This is a genomic window from Pseudomonas sp. MF7453 (assembly GCF_016405455.1).
GTDB classification, from domain to species: Bacteria; Pseudomonadota; Gammaproteobacteria; order Pseudomonadales; family Pseudomonadaceae; genus Aquipseudomonas; species Aquipseudomonas paralactis.
Genome location: NZ_JAEKCN010000008.1, coordinates 1 through 19,735, shown reverse-complemented (window position 1 = coordinate 19,735; position 19,735 = coordinate 1). Strand labels below are relative to the sequence as shown.

Sequence of the window (19,735 nt, the reverse complement as noted above, 5' to 3'; positions counted from 1 at the left end):
ACGAGTGTCCCTGATCGCTTCAGACCACTTCCGCATCGTTGTCGGCCTCGGCAAGAGCGGCATGTCCCTGGTTCGCTTCCTGGCGAACCGGGGCACGTCGTTTGCCGTGGCCGACACGCGGGAAAATCCACCGGAGCTGGTCACGCTGCGCCGTGACTACCCGCACGTGGAAGTGTGTTGTGGCGAGTTGGATGTCGAGTTTCTGTGCCGTGCCGATGAGCTCTACGTGAGCCCCGGCCTGGCCCTGGCGACGCCCGCCCTGCAAGCCGCTGCGGCCCGCGGCGTGAAGCTGTCCGGCGATATCGACCTGTTCGCACGCAACGCCAAGGCGCCGATCGTGGCTATCAGCGGTTCCAACGCTAAGAGCACCGTCACCACCCTGGTCGGCGAGATGGCGGCTTCGGCCGGTAAGCGCGTGGCCGTGGGCGGCAACCTGGGTGTGCCCGCACTGGACCTGCTCAGCGACGACGTCGAGTTGTACGTGATGGAGTTGTCGAGCTTCCAGCTGGAAACTACCCACGACCTCGGCGCTGAAGTGGCCACCGTGCTGAACGTCAGCGAAGACCACATGGACCGCTACAGCGGCCTGCCGGCTTATCACTTGGCCAAGCACCGGATCTTCCGTGGCGCCAGGCAATTTGTCGTCAACCGCCAGGATGCCCTGAGCCGTCCGCTGATGGGCGAGGGCATGCCTTGCTGGACGTTCGGCCTGGGCAAACCGGACTTCAAAGGTTTCGGGATTCGCGAAGAGAGCGGCGAGAAGTACCTGGCCTTCGAATTCCAGAATCTGATGCCGGTACGCGAGCTGAAAATCCGTGGCGCACACAACCAGTCCAATGCCCTGGCGGCGCTGGCGCTCGGTCATGCGGTTGGCCTGCCATTCGACGCCATGCTCGCCAGCCTGCGTACGTTCGCCGGCCTTGAGCATCGCTGCCAGTGGGTACGCGACCTCAATGGCGTCAGCTACTACAACGACTCCAAGGCCACCAATGTCGGTGCCGCCCTGGCTGCCATCGAGGGCCTGGGAGCCGATATCGACGGCAAGCTGGTGCTGATCGCCGGTGGTGATGGCAAGGGGGCCGACTTCAAGGACCTTAAAGCGCCAGTGGCCGCCCATTGCCGCGCCGTGGTGCTGATGGGCCGCGATTCGGACCTGATCGCCGCCGCCCTCGGTGACGCTGTACCGCAAGTACGTGCGACTTCGCTGGATGACGCCATTGCCCACTGCAAAGCCCTGGCCCAGCCGGGTGATGCGGTGCTGCTGTCGCCGGCCTGCGCCAGTTTCGACATGTTCAAGAATTACGAAGAGCGCGGTCAGCTGTTCGCCCGCGCCGTGGAGGCTTTGGCATGAGCCTCAACCTGAAAAACATCATCAAGCCGTACCCGTCGCCGATCATTACCGGGCGCGGCATCGACCTCGATTTCCCGATGCTCGCCGGTTGCCTGGCGCTGCTCGGCCTGGGCCTGGTGATGATCACTTCGGCGTCCTCCGAAGTGGCTGCCGTGCAGTCGGGCAACACGCTGTACATGATGATCCGCCACCTGGTGTACCTGGTGATCGGCCTCGGCGCCTGCATCGTCACCATGATGATTCCGATTGCTACCTGGCAGCGTCTGGGTTGGTTGATGCTGATCGGTGCGTTCGGCTTGCTGGTCATGGTGATCGTGCCCGGCATTGGCCGCGAGGTGAACGGTTCGATGCGCTGGATCGGTTTCGGCGCCTTCAACGTACAGCCCTCGGAAATCGCCAAAGTATTCGTGGTGATTTACCTGGCCGGTTACCTGGTGCGCCGTCAGAAAGAAGTGCGCGAAAGCTGGATGGGGTTCTTCAAACCTTTCATCGTGCTGCTGCCCATGGCCGGACTGTTGTTGATGGAGCCTGACTTCGGCGCCACCGTAGTTATGATGGGCGCTGCGGCGGCCATGCTGTTTCTCGGCGGCGTCGGGCTGTTCCGCTTCACCTTGATGGTGGTGCTGGCCGTCGCGGCGGTGACCATTCTGGTGCAGGCGCAACCCTACCGGATGGCCCGTCTGATTACCTTTACCGACCCCTGGTCCGACCAGTTCGGTTCCGGCTACCAGTTGACCCAGGCGCTGATTGCCTTCGGTCGCGGCGAGTGGCTGGGCGTGGGTCTGGGCAATAGCGTGCAGAAGCAGTTCTACCTGCCCGAAGCCCACACCGACTTCGTGTTCTCGGTGCTCGCCGAAGAGCTGGGTGTCGTGGGTTCGCTGTGCACTGTCGGCCTGTTCGTATTCGTCTGTGTACGCGCCATGTACATCGGGCTGTGGGCCGAGAAAGCCAAGCAGTTCTTCGCCGCCTATGTTGCTTACGGGCTGGCCTTCCTGTGGATCGGCCAGTTCCTGATCAACATCGGCGTGAACGTCGGTCTGTTGCCGACCAAGGGCCTGACCTTGCCATTCCTCAGTTACGGTGGCAGTTCGTTGGTGATCTGCTGCGCCTGTCTTGGCTTGTTGCTGCGTATCGAGTGGGAGAGTCGAACCCACTTGGGCAGCGAAGAGATGGAGTTCAGCGAAAGCGACTTCGCCGAGGAGCCGACTCATGGGCGCTAACGTGCTGATCATGGCGGGCGGCACCGGGGGCCATGTGTTCCCGGCCCTGGCCTGCGCCCGTGAATTCCAGAACCGTGGCTACACCGTGCACTGGCTGGGTACGCCCCGTGGCATCGAAAACGAATTGGTGCCCAATGCCGGTTTGCCCCTGCATTTGATCAACGTCACCGGCCTGCGTGGCAAGAGCAAGTTGTCGCTGCTCAAGGCGCCGTTCGTGTTGCTCAAGGCGGTCATGCAGGCGCGCAAGATCATTCGTGAGTTGAAGCCGGTGTGTGTGCTCGGCTTCGGCGGTTATGTGACCGGCCCCGGCGGCGTCGCGGCGAAACTCGCTGGCGTGCCGGTGATCGTTCACGAACAGAACGCCGTCGCCGGTACTGCCAACCGCCTGCTGGTGCCATTGGCTGCGCGGGTGTGTGAAGCCTTCCCGAAAACCTTCGCCGCCTCGGACAAGCTTCGCACCACCGGCAATCCGGTGCGTACCGAACTGTTCATGGCCATTGCGCGTGACGCGCTGGCCGGACGCAAGGCGCACCTGCTGATTCTGGGCGGAAGCCTGGGCGCCGAGCCACTGAATAAATTGCTGCCTGAAGCCGTTGCGCAACTTCCTGAGGATGTGCGCCCGGAGATCTTCCACCAGGCCGGCAAAAACCACGATGAAGTCACCGCCGCACGTTATCGCGAGGCCGGTGTAGAGGCGAACGTACAGCCTTTCATCAAAGACATGGCCCAAGCCTATGGCTGGGCCGACCTGGTGGTCTGCCGCGCTGGTGCGCTGACCGTCAGTGAACTGGCGGCCGCCGGTCTGCCGTCCTTGCTGGTGCCTTTGCCCCATGCCATCGACGATCACCAGACCCGCAACGCCGAATATTTGGCCGGGGAGGGCGCTGCCTTCCTGCTGCCGCAAAGAACGACTGGCGCCGCCGATTTGGCCGCACGCCTGACCGAGGTTTTGATGCAACCGGAACGACTCAACAGCATGGCGAGCACCGCAAGCCGCCTGGCCAAACCTGACGCAACCCGCACCGTGGTCGATATCTGCCTGGAGGTGGCCCATGGTTGAGAATCAGAAAGCCATGCCGCAACCCGAGATGCGCCGCATCCGTCGCATTCATTTCGTCGGTATCGGCGGCGTGGGCATGTGCGGCATCGCCGAAGTACTGCTGAACCTGGGCTACCAGGTGTCCGGCTCGGACTTGAAAGAGTCGCCGGTCACTGAGCGCTTGAAGTCCTTTGGCGCGCAGATCTTTATCGGTCACCGTGCCGAGAACGCCGCCGAGGCCGACGTGCTGGTGGTGTCCAGCGCCGTGAACACCTCCAACCCGGAAGTGGCCACTGCCCTTGAGCGCCGAATTCCGGTGGTGCCGCGTGCCGAGATGCTCGCCGAGCTGATGCGCTATCGCCACGGCATCGCCGTCGCCGGTACCCATGGCAAGACCACCACCACCAGCCTGATCGCCTCGGTGTTCGCCGCCGGTGGCCTGGACCCGACCTTCGTCATCGGTGGCCGCCTGAATGCAGCCGGCACCAATGCGCAGCTGGGCACCAGCCGCTACCTGATCGCCGAAGCCGATGAAAGCGATGCAAGCTTCCTGCACCTGCAGCCGCTGGTCGCCGTCGTCACCAACATCGACGAAGACCACATGGCGACCTACGACGGTGACTTCAACAAATTGAAGAAAACCTTCGTCGACTTCCTGCACAACCTGCCGTTCTACGGTCTGGCGGTGGTGTGCCTGGACGATCCGGTAGTGCGCGAAATCCTGCCGCAGGTCAAGCGTCCCACCGTGACCTACGGCTTCAGCGAAGACGCCGACGTGCGCGCAATCAATGTCCGCCAGGAAGGCATGCAAACCTTCTTCACTGTGCTGCGTCCCGACCGCGAGCCGCTGGATGTCTCGGTGAACATGCCGGGCAACCACAACGTGCTGAACTCCCTGGCGACCATCTGCATCGCCACCGATGAGGGCGTCAGCGATGAAGCCATCGTCGAGGGGCTGTCGCGCTTTGCCGGTGTAGGCCGTCGCTTTCAGGTCTACGGCCAACTGCCGGTTGATGGCGGTGACGTGATGCTGGTGGACGACTACGGTCACCACCCGACCGAAGTTGCGGCCGTGATCAAGGCTGTGCGCGGTGGCTGGCCGGAGCGTCGTCTGGTGATGGTTTACCAGCCGCACCGCTACAGCCGTACGCGTGATCTGTACGACGATTTCGTCAATGTACTGGCCGATGCCAACGTGCTGTTGCTGATGGAAGTCTACCCGGCCGGTGAAGAACCGATCCCGGGCGCTGACAGCCGCAAGCTGTGCAACAGCATTCGCCAGCGCGGCCAACTGGACCCGATCTACATCGAGCGTGGCGTGGACCTGGCGCCTATCGTCAAGCCGCTGCTGCGCGCTGGCGACATCCTGCTGTGCCAGGGGGCCGGTGATATCGGTGGCCTTGCGCCCAAGTTGCTGGCCAGCCCGCTGTTTGCAGCGGCTGCAAAGGGAGTGTCGAAATGATCACTGACTACGCCTCTCTGTTTTCCACGGTTGCGCCAGCCGACTTCGGTCGCGTCGCCGTACTGTTCGGCGGCAAGAGCGCTGAGCGCGAAGTGTCGCTCAAGTCCGGCAATGCCGTGCTCCAGGCGCTGCAAAGCGCCGGTGTGAACGCGTTCGGCATTGATGTCGGCGATGATTTCCTCGCCCGTCTGCAGGCCGAGAAAATCGACCGCGCCTTCATCATTCTCCATGGCCGTGGCGGTGAAGACGGCAGCATGCAAGGCCTGCTCGAATGCGCCGGCATCCCCTACACCGGTAGCGGTATCCTCGCTTCCGCACTGGCGATGGACAAATTGCGCACCAAGCAGGTGTGGCACAGCCTGGGTATTCCGACCCCGCGTCACGCCGTACTGTGCAGCGAAGACGATTGTATTTCTGCGGCCAAGGAACTGGGCCTGCCTTTGATCGTCAAACCAGCCCATGAAGGCTCCAGTATCGGCATGGCTAAAGTGAACTCGGCCGCCGAATTGATCGACGCATGGAAAGCGGCAAGTACCTACGATTCGCAAGTGTTGGTGGAACAGTGGATTTCCGGTCCCGAGTACACCATCGCCACCCTGCGTGGCCAGGTATTGCCGCCCATCGCTTTGGGCACGCCCCACACTTTTTATGACTACGACGCCAAGTACCTGGCTTCTGATACCCAGTACCGGATCCCATGCGGCCTCGAAGCAAGCAAGGAACAAGAATTGATGGACCTCACGGCGAAAGCCTGTGAGGCGCTGGGTATCGCCGGTTGGGCGCGGGCAGACGTGATGCAGGATGACCAAGGGAATTTCTGGTTCCTTGAAGTCAACACCGCACCGGGGATGACCGATCACAGCCTGGTGCCGATGGCCGCTCGCGCAGCCGGCCTGGATTTCCAGCAGTTGGTGCTGGCGATTCTGGCGGCAAGTATCGAGTCACGAGGCTAAGACATGAAAGGCGCATCGCTTCGTCATCAGCCCCCACAAGCACCGAGCCGCAAGCCGGTGCCACGGGGTGCCAGCCGCATGGTGGCCAAAGAGCCGATGTCGGCGCGCCTGCCCAAAGCCAACTTTGGTTTTCTAAAGGCGCTGTTCTGGCCGGTGTTGCTGGTGGTGCTGGGCTTTGGTACCTACGAAGGCGCACAACGCCTGTTGCCGTATGCCGACCGCCCGATCACCAAGATCAGCGTGCAGGGTGACTTGAGCTACATCAGCCAGCAGGCGGTACAGCAGCGTATTGGCCCGTACCTGGCCGCGAGCTTCTTTACCATCGACCTGGCCGGTATGCGCTCGGAGCTGGAACAGATGCCGTGGATCGCCCACGCCGAAGTGCGCCGCGTATGGCCCGACCAGGTCACGATCCGCCTGGAAGAACAACTGCCCGTGGCCCGTTGGGGCGATGAAGCGCTGTTGAACAACCAGGGCCAGGCGTTCACCCCGCGTGAACTGGCCAACTATGAGCACCTGCCGCAGCTGTTCGGGCCGCAGCGGGCGCAGCAGCAAGTGATGCAGCAGTACCAGGCCTTGAGCCAGATGCTGCGGCCACTGGGCTTCTCCATTGCACGCCTGGAACTGCGTGAACGGGGCAGCTGGTTTTTGACGACCGGGGCAGGCAGTTCCGGCCCGGGCATCGAGTTGTTGCTGGGACGCGACCGCTTGGTGGAAAAGATGCGCCGCTTTATTGCCATCTATGAAAAAACCCTGAAAGAACAGATTACGAACATTGCGAGCGTCGACCTGCGTTACGCCAACGGCCTGGCCGTCGGCTGGCGTACACCGGCCGCGCCCACGGCAGCACAACCCGCTGTCGCGAAGAATTAAGAAGAGGCAGGACCCATGGCAAACGTGCAAAGCGGCAAAATGATCGTCGGTCTCGATATCGGCACCTCCAAGGTGGTGGCGCTGGTGGGCGAGGTTGGGGAAGACGGCGCGATCGAAATCGTCGGTATTGGCACGCATCCGTCCCGGGGCCTGAAGAAGGGCGTGGTGGTGAACATCGAGTCCACCGTGCAATCGATCCAGCGCGCTATCGAAGAAGCGCAGCTGATGGCCGGTTGCCGGATTCACTCGGCGTTCGTCGGCGTGGCCGGCAACCATATCCGCAGCCTGAATTCCCATGGCATCGTGGCGATCCGCGACCGTGAAGTCAGCTCGGCCGACCTTGAGCGCGTCCTCGACGCCGCCCAGGCTGTGGCGATCCCGGCTGACCAGCGCGTGCTGCACACCCTGCCGCAGGACTACGTGATCGACAACCAGGAAGGCGTGCGCGAGCCCCTGGGCATGTCGGGCGTTCGCCTGGAAGCCAAGGTCCACGTGGTGACCTGTGCCGTCAACGCCGCACAGAACATTGAAAAATGCGTGCGCCGCTGCGGCCTGGAAATCGACGACATCATTCTTGAGCAGTTGGCTTCGGCCTACTCGGTACTCACCGACGACGAAAAAGAGCTGGGCGTGTGCCTGGTGGACATCGGCGGCGGCACCACCGACATTGCGATCTTCACCGAGGGTGCGATCCGTCACACCGCGGTAATCCCGATTGCCGGCGACCAGGTCACCAACGATATCGCCATGGCGCTGCGCACACCGACCCAGTACGCCGAAGAAATCAAGATCCGCTACGCCTGCGCCCTGGCCAAACTGGCCGGTGCCGGCGAGACCATCAAAGTGCCAAGTGTGGGCGACCGTCCACCGCGCGAACTGTCGCGCCAGGCCCTGGCTGAAGTGGTCGAGCCGCGCTACGACGAGCTGTTCACCCTGATCCAGGCTGAACTGCGCCGCAGCGGCTACGAAGATTTGATCCCGGCCGGCATCGTGCTGACCGGTGGCACCTCGAAGATGGAAGGCGCGGTCGAACTGGCCGAAGAGATCTTCCACATGCCTGTGCGCCTGGGCGTGCCTCATGGCGTCAAGGGTCTGGGCGACGTGGTGCGTAACCCGATTTATTCCACCGGTGTGGGCTTGCTGTTGTACGGGCTGCAAAAGCAGACCGACGGCATTTCCCTGTCGGGCCCGAGCATCCGTGACAGCTACCGCAGCGACGACGAAGCCAAAGCACCGTTGTTCGAGCGGCTGCAGGCTTGGGTAAAAGGCAATTTCTAAAGATTTACCGCGACACCGCAACACCCGCAACAAGCAGTAGGCGAAAAAACTAGAGAAAATGAAAGGAGAGGGAACATGTTTGAACTCGTAGACAACATCCCCGCTAGCCCGGTTATCAAAGTAATCGGTGTCGGCGGTGGCGGCGGCAACGCTGTCAACCATATGGTCAAGAGCAACATTGAAGGCGTTGAATTCATCTGCGCCAACACTGATGCCCAAGCGCTCAAAAGCATCGGCGCGCGGACCATCCTGCAATTGGGCACAGCCGTGACCAAGGGCCTCGGCGCGGGCGCCAATCCGGAAGTCGGCCGTCAAGCCGCCCTGGAAGACCGCGAGCGTATTGCCGAAGTGCTGCAAGGCACCAACATGGTGTTCATCACCACCGGCATGGGCGGCGGTACTGGTACCGGTGCTGCACCGATCATTGCCGAAGTGGCCAAGGAAATGGGGATTCTGACCGTTGCTGTCGTGACGCGTCCGTTCCCGTTCGAAGGCCGCAAGCGTATGCAGATCGCCGACGAAGGTATCCGTCTGCTGTCTGAAAGCGTCGACTCGTTGATCACCATCCCCAACGAGAAACTGCTGACCATCCTGGGCAAGGATGCCAGCCTGCTGTCCGCCTTCGCCAAGGCTGACGATGTACTGGCCGGTGCCGTTCGCGGTATCTCCGACATCATCAAGCGTCCGGGCATGATCAACGTCGACTTTGCCGACGTACGTACCGTCATGAGCGAAATGGGCATGGCGATGATGGGCACCGGCTGCGCCAGCGGTCCTAACCGTGCACGCGAAGCGACCGAAGCGGCCATCCGCAACCCGTTGCTCGAAGACGTGAACCTGCAAGGCGCACGCGGCATCCTGGTGAACATCACCGCCGGTCCCGACCTGTCCCTGGGTGAGTACTCCGACGTGGGTAGCATCATCGAAGCCTTCGCGTCCGAGCACGCCATGGTCAAGGTGGGTACCGTTATCGATCCGGACATGCGTGATGAACTGCATGTAACCGTGGTTGCGACCGGCCTGGGTGCGAAAATCGAGAAGCCTGTGAAGGTTATCGACAACACCCTGCACAACAGCCAGGTCAGCCAGGCTAATCAGGCAGCGGCCGCTGCAGCACCTGCTCGCCAGGAACTGCCGTCGGTGAACTACCGTGATCTGGACCGTCCGACCGTGATGCGCAACCAGGCTCAGGCCGGTGCTGCTGCGTCCCGTAGCCTGAATCCGCAAGATGATCTGGACTACCTGGACATCCCGGCATTCCTGCGTCGTCAGGCCGATTAATGGAATGTATCAGGGCTATGAAGGTGATTGGTGTTCAGCAAAGGTCTGGTCTGTTATTATCGCCAGCCTTTGTTGATACCAGTTCGCAATTTGCGCTGAAGCGGTCCAAGCCATGATTAAACAACGCACCCTGAAGAATATTATCCGTGCCACAGGTGTAGGTCTGCACTCCGGGGAGAAGGTATACCTGACCCTCAAGCCCGCACCTGTCGACACCGGCATCGTGTTTGTTCGTGCCGACCTGGACCCTGTGGTGCAGATTCCTGCTCGCGCGGAAAACGTTGGCGAAACCACAATGTCGACCACACTGGTCAACGGTGACGTCAAAGTGGACACGGTGGAGCACTTGCTCTCGGCCATGGCTGGCCTGGGCATCGATAACGCCTACGTCGAGCTCTCTGCGTCCGAAGTCCCGATCATGGATGGCAGCGCTGGACCCTTCGTATTCTTGATTCAATCTGCCGGCCTGGAAGAACAGGACGCAGCCAAGAAGTTCATTCGCATTCTGCGGGAAGTGACAGTAGAAGACGGCGACAAGCGCGCCACCTTCGTCCCGTTCGAAGGCTTTAAAGTGAGCTTTGAGATCGATTTCGATCACCCGGTATTCCGTGACCGCACCCAAAGTGCAAGCGTGGATTTTTCCAGCACTTCGTTTGTAAAAGAAGTCAGCCGCGCCCGTACCTTTGGTTTCATGAGTGACATCGAGTACCTGCGCAAGCACAACCTCGCACTCGGCGGCAGCGTTGAAAACGCCATTGTGGTCGACGCGGATGGTGTACTGAACGAAGACGGCCTTCGCTATGAAGACGAATTCGTGAAGCACAAGATCCTCGATGCAATCGGTGACCTTTACCTGCTGGGCAATAGCCTGATAGGCGAGTTCAAAGGCTTCAAGTCGGGCCACGCCCTTAACAACCAGCTGCTGCGCAAGTTGATTGAGCAGACAGACGCTTGGGAAGTCGTGACCTTCGAAGATGCCAGCACCGCACCGATCTCTTACATGCGTCCCGTTGCGGCGGTGTAAGTAACAACTCTCTTTCTTTAGTTTTTAAAGGCTGCCTTCGGGTGGCCTTTTTTTATGCCTGACGAATATCCAAATGTGGGAGTTGGCTTGTCGGGTCGCCGCATCGCTGCGAAGACGGCCTGCCAGCCGACGCCAATCTGCCTGCCCCCCCACGATCCAGCTGTGGGAGTTGGCTTGCCTGTGATGACGGCCTGCCAGCCCACGCCAATCTACCTGACACTCAGCGATCCAACTGTGGGAGCTGGCTTGCCTGCGATGGCGGCCTGCCAGCCGACGCCAATCTACCTGACACCCCGCAATCAAACTGTGGGAGCTGGCTTGCTCGCGAAGGCGGCCTCGCAGTCAACACAGTTGGATTGTGTACATATCCATTCCTGCGGTAACGGCCACCTAGGGTTCCGCTCTGACAGCGGCTCACTTTTGAAAAGCGCAAAAGTAAGCAAAACGCTCTTGCCCCACCACTCGGCACCTCGCCTAGGCTCGGTGTGCCCGAACGCAGGCTTGAATCCGTGGGCCGCCGCCACGCGCCATCCATGGCGCGGGGCGGCTAACCCGGCGTCCTGCCGGGTTACCCACGAATTCAAGCCTGCGTTCGGCCAGCGTGGTTTAACGGGGCGCCTGAGATCAAGATCAAAAGCAGATCAAGATCAACGGCGACTCGCTTCGCATCGTGGTTACCGTTGAGCGCTACAGAGTTGTGTAGATACCTATGCTGCGATAGCGGTAGTGAATCCAACACTGCCATCGCAGGCAAGCCCCCACAATTGACCTCATCAGTTTGAGGTCTTTGAAACATCCATTGTCCGGTTACGGCCGCTGTGCTTGGCCTGATACAACGCTTGGTCAGCCTTGAGCAGCAGGTCTTCAAGGGAAATACGGCTGTGCTTCTGCCAGTTACTCAGGCCGATGCTTACGGTGATCGGTTGCTCGTCCCCGGCCACTCTCGGCAAGTGCTGGACCCCCTCGCGGATATACTCGGCGATCACCCACGCCCCCTCGGCGTCGGTATTGGGCAGCACTACCGCGAATTCCTCACCGCCGTAACGCGCCGCCAGGTCGGCAGGGCGGCGGATATGGCTGGCGATCACCTGTGCGACTGTACGCAACGCCTCATCGCCGCCCTGGTGACCATGACGGTCGTTGAAGGCCTTGAAGTGGTCCACATCGATCATCAACACGCTCAACGACTCGGTCGAGCGTTGTGCCCGGTCCCATTCCAGCCGCAAGCGTTCGTCCAGCGTACGACGGTTGGCCAGCCCGGTGAGGGCGTCGGTGGCTGCCAGTTCTGACAGTACCTGTTCCACGTGCTGGCGACGGCGCAGCTCCATGCTCAACGCCCAGGTCAGCCACAGCAGGCCCACGCACAGCACCCCGGTCGCGAGGCTAACCAACCACGCCGCACGCCGCCAGGGTGCGAACACTTCATCGCTGGACAAGGCCACCGCCACGATCAGCGGCAAGTTGCCCACATTCGAAAAACTGTAAAGTCGTGCCTGATGATCGACACTGGAAATACTTCGGAAGCTGCCGTCCCGTTCGCGCAGCATACGTGCGACGTTGGGACGTTGGCTCAGGTCCTTGTTGATGATGTCCACTTCCAGCAAAGGCTCTTGTGCCAGCAGGATGCCTTGGTGGTTAAGCAGGTTGATAGTGCTGTTGCTGCCGATATTCAGGCTGTTGAACAGCTGGTGGAAGTACGACAGACGCATGGACGCGACGGCAACCCCCAGGAAACGCCCGTCCGGTGATGAAATGCGGCGGCTGAAAGCGATGCGCCATTGGTCATCGCACACGCAGCGGGCCATGAACGGACGGCTGATGTACAACCCCACGTCCGGATTCTTGCGGTGAACCTGAAAATAGTCCCGATCAGCGAAGTTGCCGGTCTTGGGCGTGAGCAGCGAGGAGTCGGCAAGCACCTCGCCGGTGGGGTCCAGCAACAAGACATCGCCCTTGTACGGCGCCGCAGCAGAGCGGTCGAACAGCATTAAATGGCGGATGCTCGCTGAAACATCCTGAAGGTCAGTACGCTCTGTAGCGCTAATCAAACCCTTGAGGCCCAGGTCGTAGAGCTCGACGTTACGCAGTACGTCAGCATCAATCATTTGAGTGATGGTGTTGGCGGTGCGCTTGGCCGTCTGCAGGGTATTGGCGTGTTCACGAATCAGCAGTGCCGTGACGACGCCCACGATCAGCAACACTGTCAGCGTGCTGCCCAGGATAAGCAGGCGCTCAGGGCGGCGGTTGGGGCGGGTAGGGCTTGAACTCATCGGGAATACTTCTGCGTTGAGAATGCCCTTAGCGTAGTAGCAACTCTTGAATATGGCTGTAGGAGCGAGCTTGCTCGCGAAAAACTCACAGACGCCGCGTTTATTCAGGAAGCACGCGTTATCGTTAACGTTTTTCGCGAGCAAGCTCGCTCCTACCTGTATTCAGAACACGTTGATCGGGTAATCCACAATCACACGGTACTCATCCACATCCCGATCCACTGCCGAGTAGCCGTTGCTGCCGCGGTTGGTCGCCCATTGCAGGCGCACCGCCAGGTCCTTGGCCTTGCCGCCCTGCACCACATATTTCACGTCGATATCCCGTTCCCAGTGCTTGGCGTCCTTGCCATCGGCGCTGTACCAACTGCTGTAGCCACGGCTGTTGGGGTCGACCTTGGTCAGGTCGGTCTTGCCGCTGATGTACGACACGGCAGACGTCAGCCCAGGCACGCCGAGGCCGGCGAAATCATAGGCGTACTTGAGTTTCCAGGAGCGCTCGTTGGGGCCGTTGAAGTCCGAGTACTGCTGGGAGTTGTCCAGGTACACGCTGTCGCCCTGGGTGATGTAATCGAACGGGGTGTTGCCGTTGACCCGCTGGTAGGTGGCCGTGACGCTGTGGTTGCCCACACCTACGGTGAAATGCAGGCTGTAGGTGTTGTTGTCGATATCGCCCAGCAGCGATTGGCCGGTGTCCTGGGTGTGGTAGTAATGCAGGCCGGGGGTCAGGCTGACCAGATCGTTGAGGGCGTAGGTATATTCGAGGTCGTAGTAGTACTGGTGCCATACGTCCTTGAGTTCGGAGGCGTACAGGTTGCTGGTCAGCCCGGCGATACCGCTGAACGACACGCCGGCCCAGTCCAGGTGCTGGCTGTCGGCATTGGCCGGCAGGGCACCGTAGCTGGTGCCGATGCGACGATGGCCACTCTGGTTGTAGAGCTTGGTGAAGCTGGCCTGGCCACCTTCGATCATCCAGCCGTCAAAGCTGTGGTTGGTCAGGCTTACACCCCGGAACGTCTGCGGCAACATGCGCGTCATGCCGCCGGCGATTACCGGGTTGTTGAGGAACAGGTCGCCGGCCTTGAGTTCAGTGTCGAAGGCACGCATTTTCAAGGTGCCGCCAGCGGTAGAAAACGACCCCGGCGCCTTGCCGTTGCCGCTGCCGTAGGGAAGTATGCTGGAGCCATCAGTGCCACCGCCGCCGTCAAGCTTCAGGCCGAGCATGGCATTGACGTCCAGGCCGAAACCGACGGTGCCCTGGGTGTAGCCGGATTCGAAGGTGCCGATAAAGCCCTGGCCCCATTCCTTGCTGTCATCGGTGTGGATGTCGCGCCGGTCGCGGTTCATGTAGTAGTTGCGGGTGTTGATCGTGAGGTGTGAACCCTCGACGAAACCTTCGGCGGGCGGGGCGTCTGCCGCGTGGGCAAACGGGATGATCGTTGCTGCGATTGCGAGGAATAACGGGGTGAACGTCAGCGAGTTCTTCACCGGTGGAGCTCCTTTGGTCGATCATGAACGGCCAGTGTCGTGGGGTGTGCCCGGCCTTTTTTCACGGCAAAAAAAAGCCGCTGAAGTCAGCGGCTTTAAGACAGATTCCCAGTGTAGAGCCCTGGAAATAAGTCGAGGGAAATTCGGGTGAGTGGTCAGCTGTCTTTGCCGTCGCGCTCATCGGTGCGTCAAAGTAACGCAGGCGAGCGGTGCGATACAGAGTGTAACAAGATAATAACTATTGCCCAAACCGCAACAGTTGACCTCTGGCGTGGACCTTCAAGCTATCGATTGATTTGCCTACAGTTGTACGGCTTTACTCTGAGTAGTACAGAAAGGTCTGACAGCTCTTTGTAGCTGCGTGGGTAAGAGACCTCTCGATTTCCTCCGCACCATTGAAGTGCTAGATCACAGCTTCCTAGGATTACGTCTTGTCTCAGGCGTATTACAAGGATGCCCTCATGCCCCGTCAAAGTGACCTGCGTTACACCTTCGAACCGCTGCGGGGCGATCCCTTCGAAGTGGTCTCGTTCACCCTTGAAGAAGGCTTGTCCCAGCCCTTCAAACTCGAACTGGAACTGGTCAGTCACCACCCGGCCATCGACTTCTACCGCATGCTCGACCTGGCCGCCGTGTTCACCATTTGGCGCGATGACACTCCGGTACGCTACGTCCATGGCCTGGTCAGCCTGTTCCAACAGGGCGATACCGGTTTTCGCCGAACCCGCTACACCGCCGTGGTCGAACCGACTCTGAAGCGTTTCGATCTGCGCTCCAACTGGCGCATCTTCCAGGCCCAGACTGTGCCAGACATCATCACCAGCATGCTGGCCGAGCACAAACTGACCGACATCCGCAGCGAAATCTGCTTCGAACACCAACCCCGCGAATACTGCGTGCAGGCCGGTGAAACCGACCTCGATTTCATCGCCCGCCTCGCCGCCGAAGAAGGCCTGCTCTACACCTTCGAACACCGCGCCGACGGCCATACCCTCGTGCTCACCGACCGCGTCGGCGGTCTCGGCACCATCGGCACCCACACCGACTGCCCGGTGATCTACCAGCCCATGGGAGGTGGCGACTCCAAGGAACCAGCGTTAAACCGCTTCCACTACACCGAGCAAGTACGCACCGCACGCCAGGTGCAGCGCGACTACACCTTCACCCACCCGCGCTACGACCAACAGCACACCGCCACCGGCGACCAGGACTTGAAAAACCAGCACAAGGACTACGAACGCTACGACTACCCCGGCCGCTACAAACGCGACATTGCCGGCAAGCCCTTCACCAAGACGCGCCTAACGGCGCTACGCAACGACGCCAAACTGGCCCATGTCGAAGGCGACGATGAACGCCTGCAACCGGGGTTGGCCTTCGACCTCAACGATCATCCCCGCGAAGACTTCAACGACCGCTGGCGCACCATCGCCATAAAACACGAAGGCAAGCAGCACACCAGCTTGCAGGAAGAATCGTTCGGCAGCGGCCTCGGTACCTCTTACTCGTTGAAAGCCAGCGCCATCCGCTGGACCTCGGACTGGAAAGCGCCGCTGCCCCCCAAACCCTGCATCGATGGCCCGCAGATCGCCACGGTAGTTGGCCCGCCGGGGGAAGAGATCTATTGCGATGAATGGGGCCGGGTCAAGGTGCAGTTTCCGTGGGATCGTGCGGACAAAAACAACGACCACAGCTCGTGCTGGATCCGCGTCACCCAAGGCTGGGCCGGGGCGACCTGGGGCTCCATCGCGATCCCGCGTGTAGGTCAGGAGTTAGTGATCAGCCACCTGGACGGAGATCCTGACCAGCCGATCGCCACTGGGACCGCCTACAGACAGACCAACCTGCCGCCCTACGAGCTGCCTAAATACAAGACGCGGATGACCATCAAGAGCCGCACCCATAAGGGCGAAGGTTTCAATGAGCTGCGCTTTGAGGATGAGCTGGGCCAGGAGGAAGTGTTTATCCATGCCCAGAAAGATCAGAACACCATCGTCAAGAACAACCAGACCCAATCCATTGGCGCCGACCGAAGCAGCCAGGTCGGCCAGGACGAAACCATCACTGTTGGCCGTACCCGCATGCGGGTGGTGAAGGCCAACGACACGTTGAAAGTAGGCGGCAGCAAAAGTGACTCGGTCGCCGACGAATACACCGTCGAAGTGGGCAACGCGTTACGCCTGAAATGCGGCAAGACGGTGATCGAATTGCACGCCAACGGCACCCTGAATATCACCTGCGAGAACTTCAATATCACCGGGTTGAAGTCCGGCCAAATCAACACCCCCGACGGCATGTTGGATCTCAATGTGGAAGGTGGTACCGCTGCCGTTGCGGCTGACGGGCGAGCTGCCAGTGCGCTCCAAGACCAAGCGAACAGCCACTTCCAGCAGGACTGAGACTCCGATCACTGACCTGCATTTCCCCAAACAAGGAACACCTGAATGGCCAGATACCTGACTCAGGATCTCAACGTCGATCTCGGCGATGAGATGCCCGAAGACACCACGCTGAACATGCTCCAGTTTCGCGAACGGCAAACGACCTTGGTCATCGCTCGCAGTGCGCTGCCCGAGCACCAGACCTTGGATGAGGCTTACGCGTTTCAACTGAACTTGCTGCACAAGCGGCTCGCTGCGTTGACCTGCACTGACCCAGTAACCGTTTTTATTGGGAAAGACAAGCCAGTCGAAGGTCGCGAAGCCGTGCTCCAGTTTACGCACGCAAACAAGCCGATGTACCAGCTTCAGTTGGCCTGCCAACTGCCTGGGCAACAACGCCTGCTGGTCCTGAATTACAGCAAACATAGCGCGCTTAGCGAAGCAGACATCGGCCATTGGCGCGCGATCAAAGACAGCCTGCACTTTGCCTGATCAGGTCACTCATTCCATTTGCCTGCACGCCCGTTAAGCAAGGAGCACACACCAATGGCGCAGAACGTACACGCCGCCAGGGAGGGAGACGCGATCCTTCACCCACCACTCGCTGCCGAGCTGATGAGCGCATTGGCAGAAGCGGTTGTCTACGCCGCAGCTACCGCTCTTGTTGCGGCGGCTATCGCCGGTACTGTTGTCGCGGTTGTGGGTATGGGCGGTGCGGCGGCAGTACTTGTCCCTGTGATTGCTGGAGCACTGGTAGGCGGTGCCAGCATGATTCCAATAGGCGACAAGAGCATTGGTGAAGCCATCACCGATGGGTGTGATTCACTCGCCAACAGCGTGTTCCCGGCAGAACCTTTCGGCAAGATTGAAAGCGGCTCGCAAAATACCCACGTCAACGGAAAACCCGCTGCTCGGGCCGCTGGACGCAGCTCAGAGGGTGGCAGCGAGGACGCTTCCGAAGAACAGGCAGAACCGTCATTTCTGGACAATATCGGCGCAATGGCGATGTCCGCCGCGCCCATGCTCATGCCGGTACTCGGGCTGGGCATGGCGATCTACGACATCTTCAACCCGCCGGTCACCACGCCAGCAGCCCCGGGAACACAACCGGCAGACCAAGATGAGATCACTTGCGAACGCCATCCGCCCATGCCGATTGGCTACATCGCGCAGGGGTCCAGCAAGGTCTTCATCAACGGGCAGCCTGCCGCCCGAGCCGGCGACAAGACCACGTGCGATGCAACCATCGACAGCGATGCCAATGTGTCTCCCAACGTGCGCATAGGTGGCGAGCCACTGACCGTGCGGGATATCCGCAATGGCAAAAGCAAGATTGCGCAATTCACCGGCATGGTGGCGGGGATGTTGATCTCGCGCAAAATCAAGCTTCGCCCGCGACCAAAGGGCAGCCCCAAACCGCTACCACGCATTCGTCCGTGCAAAGGCAGCCCGGTGATTGTTTCAACCGGAAGCAAAGTGCTGGGAGGACCGGAGGATCACGACTTCACCTTGCCGGGGTTGCTTCCCATTGAATGGGCCAGAGGTTATGACAGCAATGACCTGCGCAGCGAAGGCCTGTTCGGCATGGGCTGGAGCGTGCCCTACGAAGTGGAAATCCTGCGCGTGCCCCACACCGAGGGCGGCGAGTTGTGGATCTATGTCGATGACGAAGGCACCCGCCTGGAACTGGGTCGGCTAAAGGCGAACGATGCCTTTGTCAGCGTTCTCGATGGGTTAGCGTTCTTTCAACTTGAAGACGGGCAGACCGTGGTCGAGGACATCTACACCGGTCTCTACCAAGTCTTCCAGACTGACCCGCACAACCCGAAACGCTCACGCCTGATCAAGCTGGGTGATCGCAACCTGAATACCGTAGGGCTTCTCTACGATCAGACAGGTCGGCTGCACTACGTGTGCGACGGTTTGAGCCGAACCACCATCCGACTGAGCTATGACACGCAGCACCCGAAGCGGGTCAGCCAAGTAGAACGACTCTACATCAAGCTTGGCAATGATCCGCAGATCGAACACACCGAAGTCCTTGCCAGCTATCGCTATACCCAAAGCGGCCAACTGCAGGAGGTGCTCGATGCCACCGGCCAGGTCTTGCGTAGCTTCACCTACACGGCGCATGGCTACCTCGGTAGCCACACCCTGCCCAGTGGCGCGACTCGACAGTATCAATGGCAACGTTTCGAAGTTCCTGCGCAATGTCCTCAATCAGTGCGCGCAGATGGCAGCCTCTGCAACTTCCCTCCGCTGCTGGAGCCTCTGCCTGACCATGAGTGGCGCGTCATTCGCCATTGGGGCAGTGATGGCGAAGACTACCGCTTCGATTACGACCTGGAAAAAGGCGAAACCCGCGTTACCGACAGCCTCGGTCGCCAGGACCATTACTACTGGGGGCCGTTCTACGAGATTTACAAACACATCGACCCCATGGGCCATTGTTGGCAAGACGATGTACTGGCCGGCCAACTGCTCAAGAGCATTGACCCGCAGGGCGGCGAGTGGCAATACGGCTACGACGAACTCGGCCGCCTGATCGAAACCCGCGACCCACTTGGCCGCTACGAACGGGTCCGTTACACCCGCCACTGGGCGTTACCCCTGAGCATTACCGACGGCGCCGGGCGCACTCAACGTTTCGGTTATGACAGCCAGGGCAATCTGCTGTGGGAGCAAGATCCTCTCGGCCGAAAGACCCAGTACCGTTACGACAGCCAAGGCCAAGTCCAATGCATCCTCGACCCGCTGGACAAGCACAAATACCTGCGCTGGAACGCCCATGGACAGTTACTCAGCTACCGCGACTGCTCCAACGCCGAAACCCACTACCGCTATAATCGGCGCGGCCAACTCAGCGAAGCTATCAATGCCCGTGGCGAACACACCCACTATCGGTATGACACCCGCGGCTACCTGATCGAAAGCCAGCGCCCGGACGGCCGCATCGACCGCTACGATATTGACGCCGCCGGCCACCTCATTGCCTATACCGACCCGGCCCAGCGCATCACCCGCCTGCGTTACGACCACAGTGGCCGGCTAATCCGCCGGATTGACGCCCTCGGCCACAGTGTCGAGTTTGGCTACGACGCCTATGGCCGCCTGCTGC

At 60.5% G+C, this 19,735-nt stretch carries 14 protein-coding genes; 12 read left to right on the top strand and 2 right to left on the bottom strand.

Annotation, left to right across the window (positions count from 1 at the left end):
* Window positions 1-4: 4 nt before the first annotated feature.
* The 9 genes from murD (at window position 5) to lpxC (ending at window position 10,481) form a co-directional block, all read left to right on the top strand.
* On the top strand, window positions 5-1,351 hold the full coding sequence (murD, locus tag JFT63_RS13900) for a UDP-N-acetylmuramoyl-L-alanine--D-glutamate ligase (protein ID WP_198844169.1): 1,347 nt from the start codon (window positions 5-7) through the stop codon (window positions 1,349-1,351).
* Window positions 1,348-2,571 (top strand): putative lipid II flippase FtsW, encoded by a 1,224-nt coding sequence (gene ftsW / locus JFT63_RS13895; protein WP_005784942.1) that lies wholly within the window; start codon window positions 1,348-1,350, stop codon window positions 2,569-2,571. Before murD ends, ftsW begins: the two co-directional genes overlap by 4 nt.
* A complete protein-coding gene (gene murG, locus JFT63_RS13890) occupies window positions 2,561-3,631 on the top strand; it encodes an undecaprenyldiphospho-muramoylpentapeptide beta-N-acetylglucosaminyltransferase (protein ID WP_003188675.1) in 1,071 nt (356 codons plus the stop codon). The genes ftsW and murG overlap by 11 nt, the downstream gene beginning before the upstream one ends.
* Window positions 3,624-5,072, top strand: a complete 1,449-nt coding sequence (murC, locus tag JFT63_RS13885; protein WP_057701552.1) for a UDP-N-acetylmuramate--L-alanine ligase — start codon at window positions 3,624-3,626, stop codon at window positions 5,070-5,072. The genes murG and murC overlap by 8 nt, the downstream gene beginning before the upstream one ends.
* Window positions 5,069-6,025 (top strand): D-alanine--D-alanine ligase, encoded by a 957-nt coding sequence (locus tag JFT63_RS13880; protein ID WP_057701551.1) that lies wholly within the window; start codon window positions 5,069-5,071, stop codon window positions 6,023-6,025. Before murC ends, JFT63_RS13880 begins: the two co-directional genes overlap by 4 nt.
* 3 nt (window positions 6,026-6,028) lie before the next feature.
* The gene (locus tag JFT63_RS13875) at window positions 6,029-6,898 is read left to right on the top strand and encodes a cell division protein FtsQ/DivIB (RefSeq protein WP_057701550.1); all 870 of its coding nucleotides are present in this window, start codon (window positions 6,029-6,031) and stop codon (window positions 6,896-6,898) included.
* A 15-nt stretch (window positions 6,899-6,913) separates the two neighbouring features.
* The gene (gene ftsA, locus JFT63_RS13870; RefSeq protein ID WP_003188682.1) at window positions 6,914-8,176 is read left to right on the top strand and encodes a cell division protein FtsA; all 1,263 of its coding nucleotides are present in this window, start codon (window positions 6,914-6,916) and stop codon (window positions 8,174-8,176) included.
* A 75-nt stretch (window positions 8,177-8,251) separates the two neighbouring features.
* Window positions 8,252-9,457 (top strand): cell division protein FtsZ, encoded by a 1,206-nt coding sequence (gene ftsZ / locus JFT63_RS13865; protein WP_005784951.1) that lies wholly within the window; start codon window positions 8,252-8,254, stop codon window positions 9,455-9,457.
* A 112-nt stretch (window positions 9,458-9,569) separates the two neighbouring features.
* Window positions 9,570-10,481: a UDP-3-O-acyl-N-acetylglucosamine deacetylase gene (gene lpxC / locus JFT63_RS13860; RefSeq protein WP_003171886.1), complete on the top strand. Its 912-nt coding sequence runs from the start codon at window positions 9,570-9,572 to the stop codon at window positions 10,479-10,481.
* A gap of 773 nt (window positions 10,482-11,254) precedes the next feature.
* Here the strand turns inward: lpxC and JFT63_RS13855 are convergent.
* Both JFT63_RS13855 and JFT63_RS13850 read right to left on the bottom strand, forming a co-directional pair.
* Window positions 11,255-12,751, bottom strand: a complete 1,497-nt coding sequence (locus JFT63_RS13855) for a diguanylate cyclase (RefSeq protein WP_057701549.1) — start codon at window positions 12,749-12,751, stop codon at window positions 11,255-11,257.
* Between the two features lie 162 nt (window positions 12,752-12,913).
* The gene (locus JFT63_RS13850; RefSeq protein WP_186563116.1) at window positions 12,914-14,236 is read right to left on the bottom strand and encodes an OprD family porin; all 1,323 of its coding nucleotides are present in this window, start codon (window positions 14,234-14,236) and stop codon (window positions 12,914-12,916) included.
* A gap of 461 nt (window positions 14,237-14,697) precedes the next feature.
* Between JFT63_RS13850 and JFT63_RS13845 the strand changes: the two genes are divergently transcribed.
* The 3 genes from JFT63_RS13845 to JFT63_RS13835 all read left to right on the top strand — a co-directional run.
* Window positions 14,698-16,635 (top strand): type VI secretion system Vgr family protein, encoded by a 1,938-nt coding sequence (locus JFT63_RS13845; RefSeq protein WP_198844168.1) that lies wholly within the window; start codon window positions 14,698-14,700, stop codon window positions 16,633-16,635.
* A 45-nt stretch (window positions 16,636-16,680) separates the two neighbouring features.
* Window positions 16,681-17,109, top strand: a complete 429-nt coding sequence (locus tag JFT63_RS13840) for a DcrB-related protein (protein ID WP_034126343.1) — start codon at window positions 16,681-16,683, stop codon at window positions 17,107-17,109.
* A 54-nt stretch (window positions 17,110-17,163) separates the two neighbouring features.
* Window positions 17,164-19,735 (top strand): PAAR domain-containing protein (locus tag JFT63_RS13835; RefSeq protein ID WP_198844167.1); only part of this gene is annotated, 2,572 nt, incomplete at its 3' end.

What these genes read in the sequence shown, in the direction of transcription:
- ftsW (WP_005784942.1), top strand. Translation starts at nt 1,348, where the DNA reads ATGAGCCTCAACCTGAAAAACATCATCAAGCCGTACCCGTCGCCGATC.
- murG (WP_003188675.1), top strand. Translation starts at nt 2,561, where the DNA reads ATGGGCGCTAACGTGCTGATCATGGCGGGCGGCACCGGGGGCCATGTG.
- murC (WP_057701552.1), top strand. Translation starts at nt 3,624, where the DNA reads ATGGTTGAGAATCAGAAAGCCATGCCGCAACCCGAGATGCGCCGCATC.
- JFT63_RS13880 (WP_057701551.1), top strand. Translation starts at nt 5,069, where the DNA reads ATGATCACTGACTACGCCTCTCTGTTTTCCACGGTTGCGCCAGCCGAC.
- JFT63_RS13875 (WP_057701550.1), top strand. Translation starts at nt 6,029, where the DNA reads ATGAAAGGCGCATCGCTTCGTCATCAGCCCCCACAAGCACCGAGCCGC.
- ftsA (WP_003188682.1), top strand. Translation starts at nt 6,914, where the DNA reads ATGGCAAACGTGCAAAGCGGCAAAATGATCGTCGGTCTCGATATCGGC.
- ftsZ (WP_005784951.1), top strand. Translation starts at nt 8,252, where the DNA reads ATGTTTGAACTCGTAGACAACATCCCCGCTAGCCCGGTTATCAAAGTA.
- lpxC (WP_003171886.1), top strand. Translation starts at nt 9,570, where the DNA reads ATGATTAAACAACGCACCCTGAAGAATATTATCCGTGCCACAGGTGTA.
- JFT63_RS13855 (WP_057701549.1), bottom strand. Translation starts at nt 12,751, where the DNA reads ATGAGTTCAAGCCCTACCCGCCCCAACCGCCGCCCTGAGCGCCTGCTT.
- JFT63_RS13845 (WP_198844168.1), top strand. Translation starts at nt 14,698, where the DNA reads ATGCCCCGTCAAAGTGACCTGCGTTACACCTTCGAACCGCTGCGGGGC.
- JFT63_RS13840 (WP_034126343.1), top strand. Translation starts at nt 16,681, where the DNA reads ATGGCCAGATACCTGACTCAGGATCTCAACGTCGATCTCGGCGATGAG.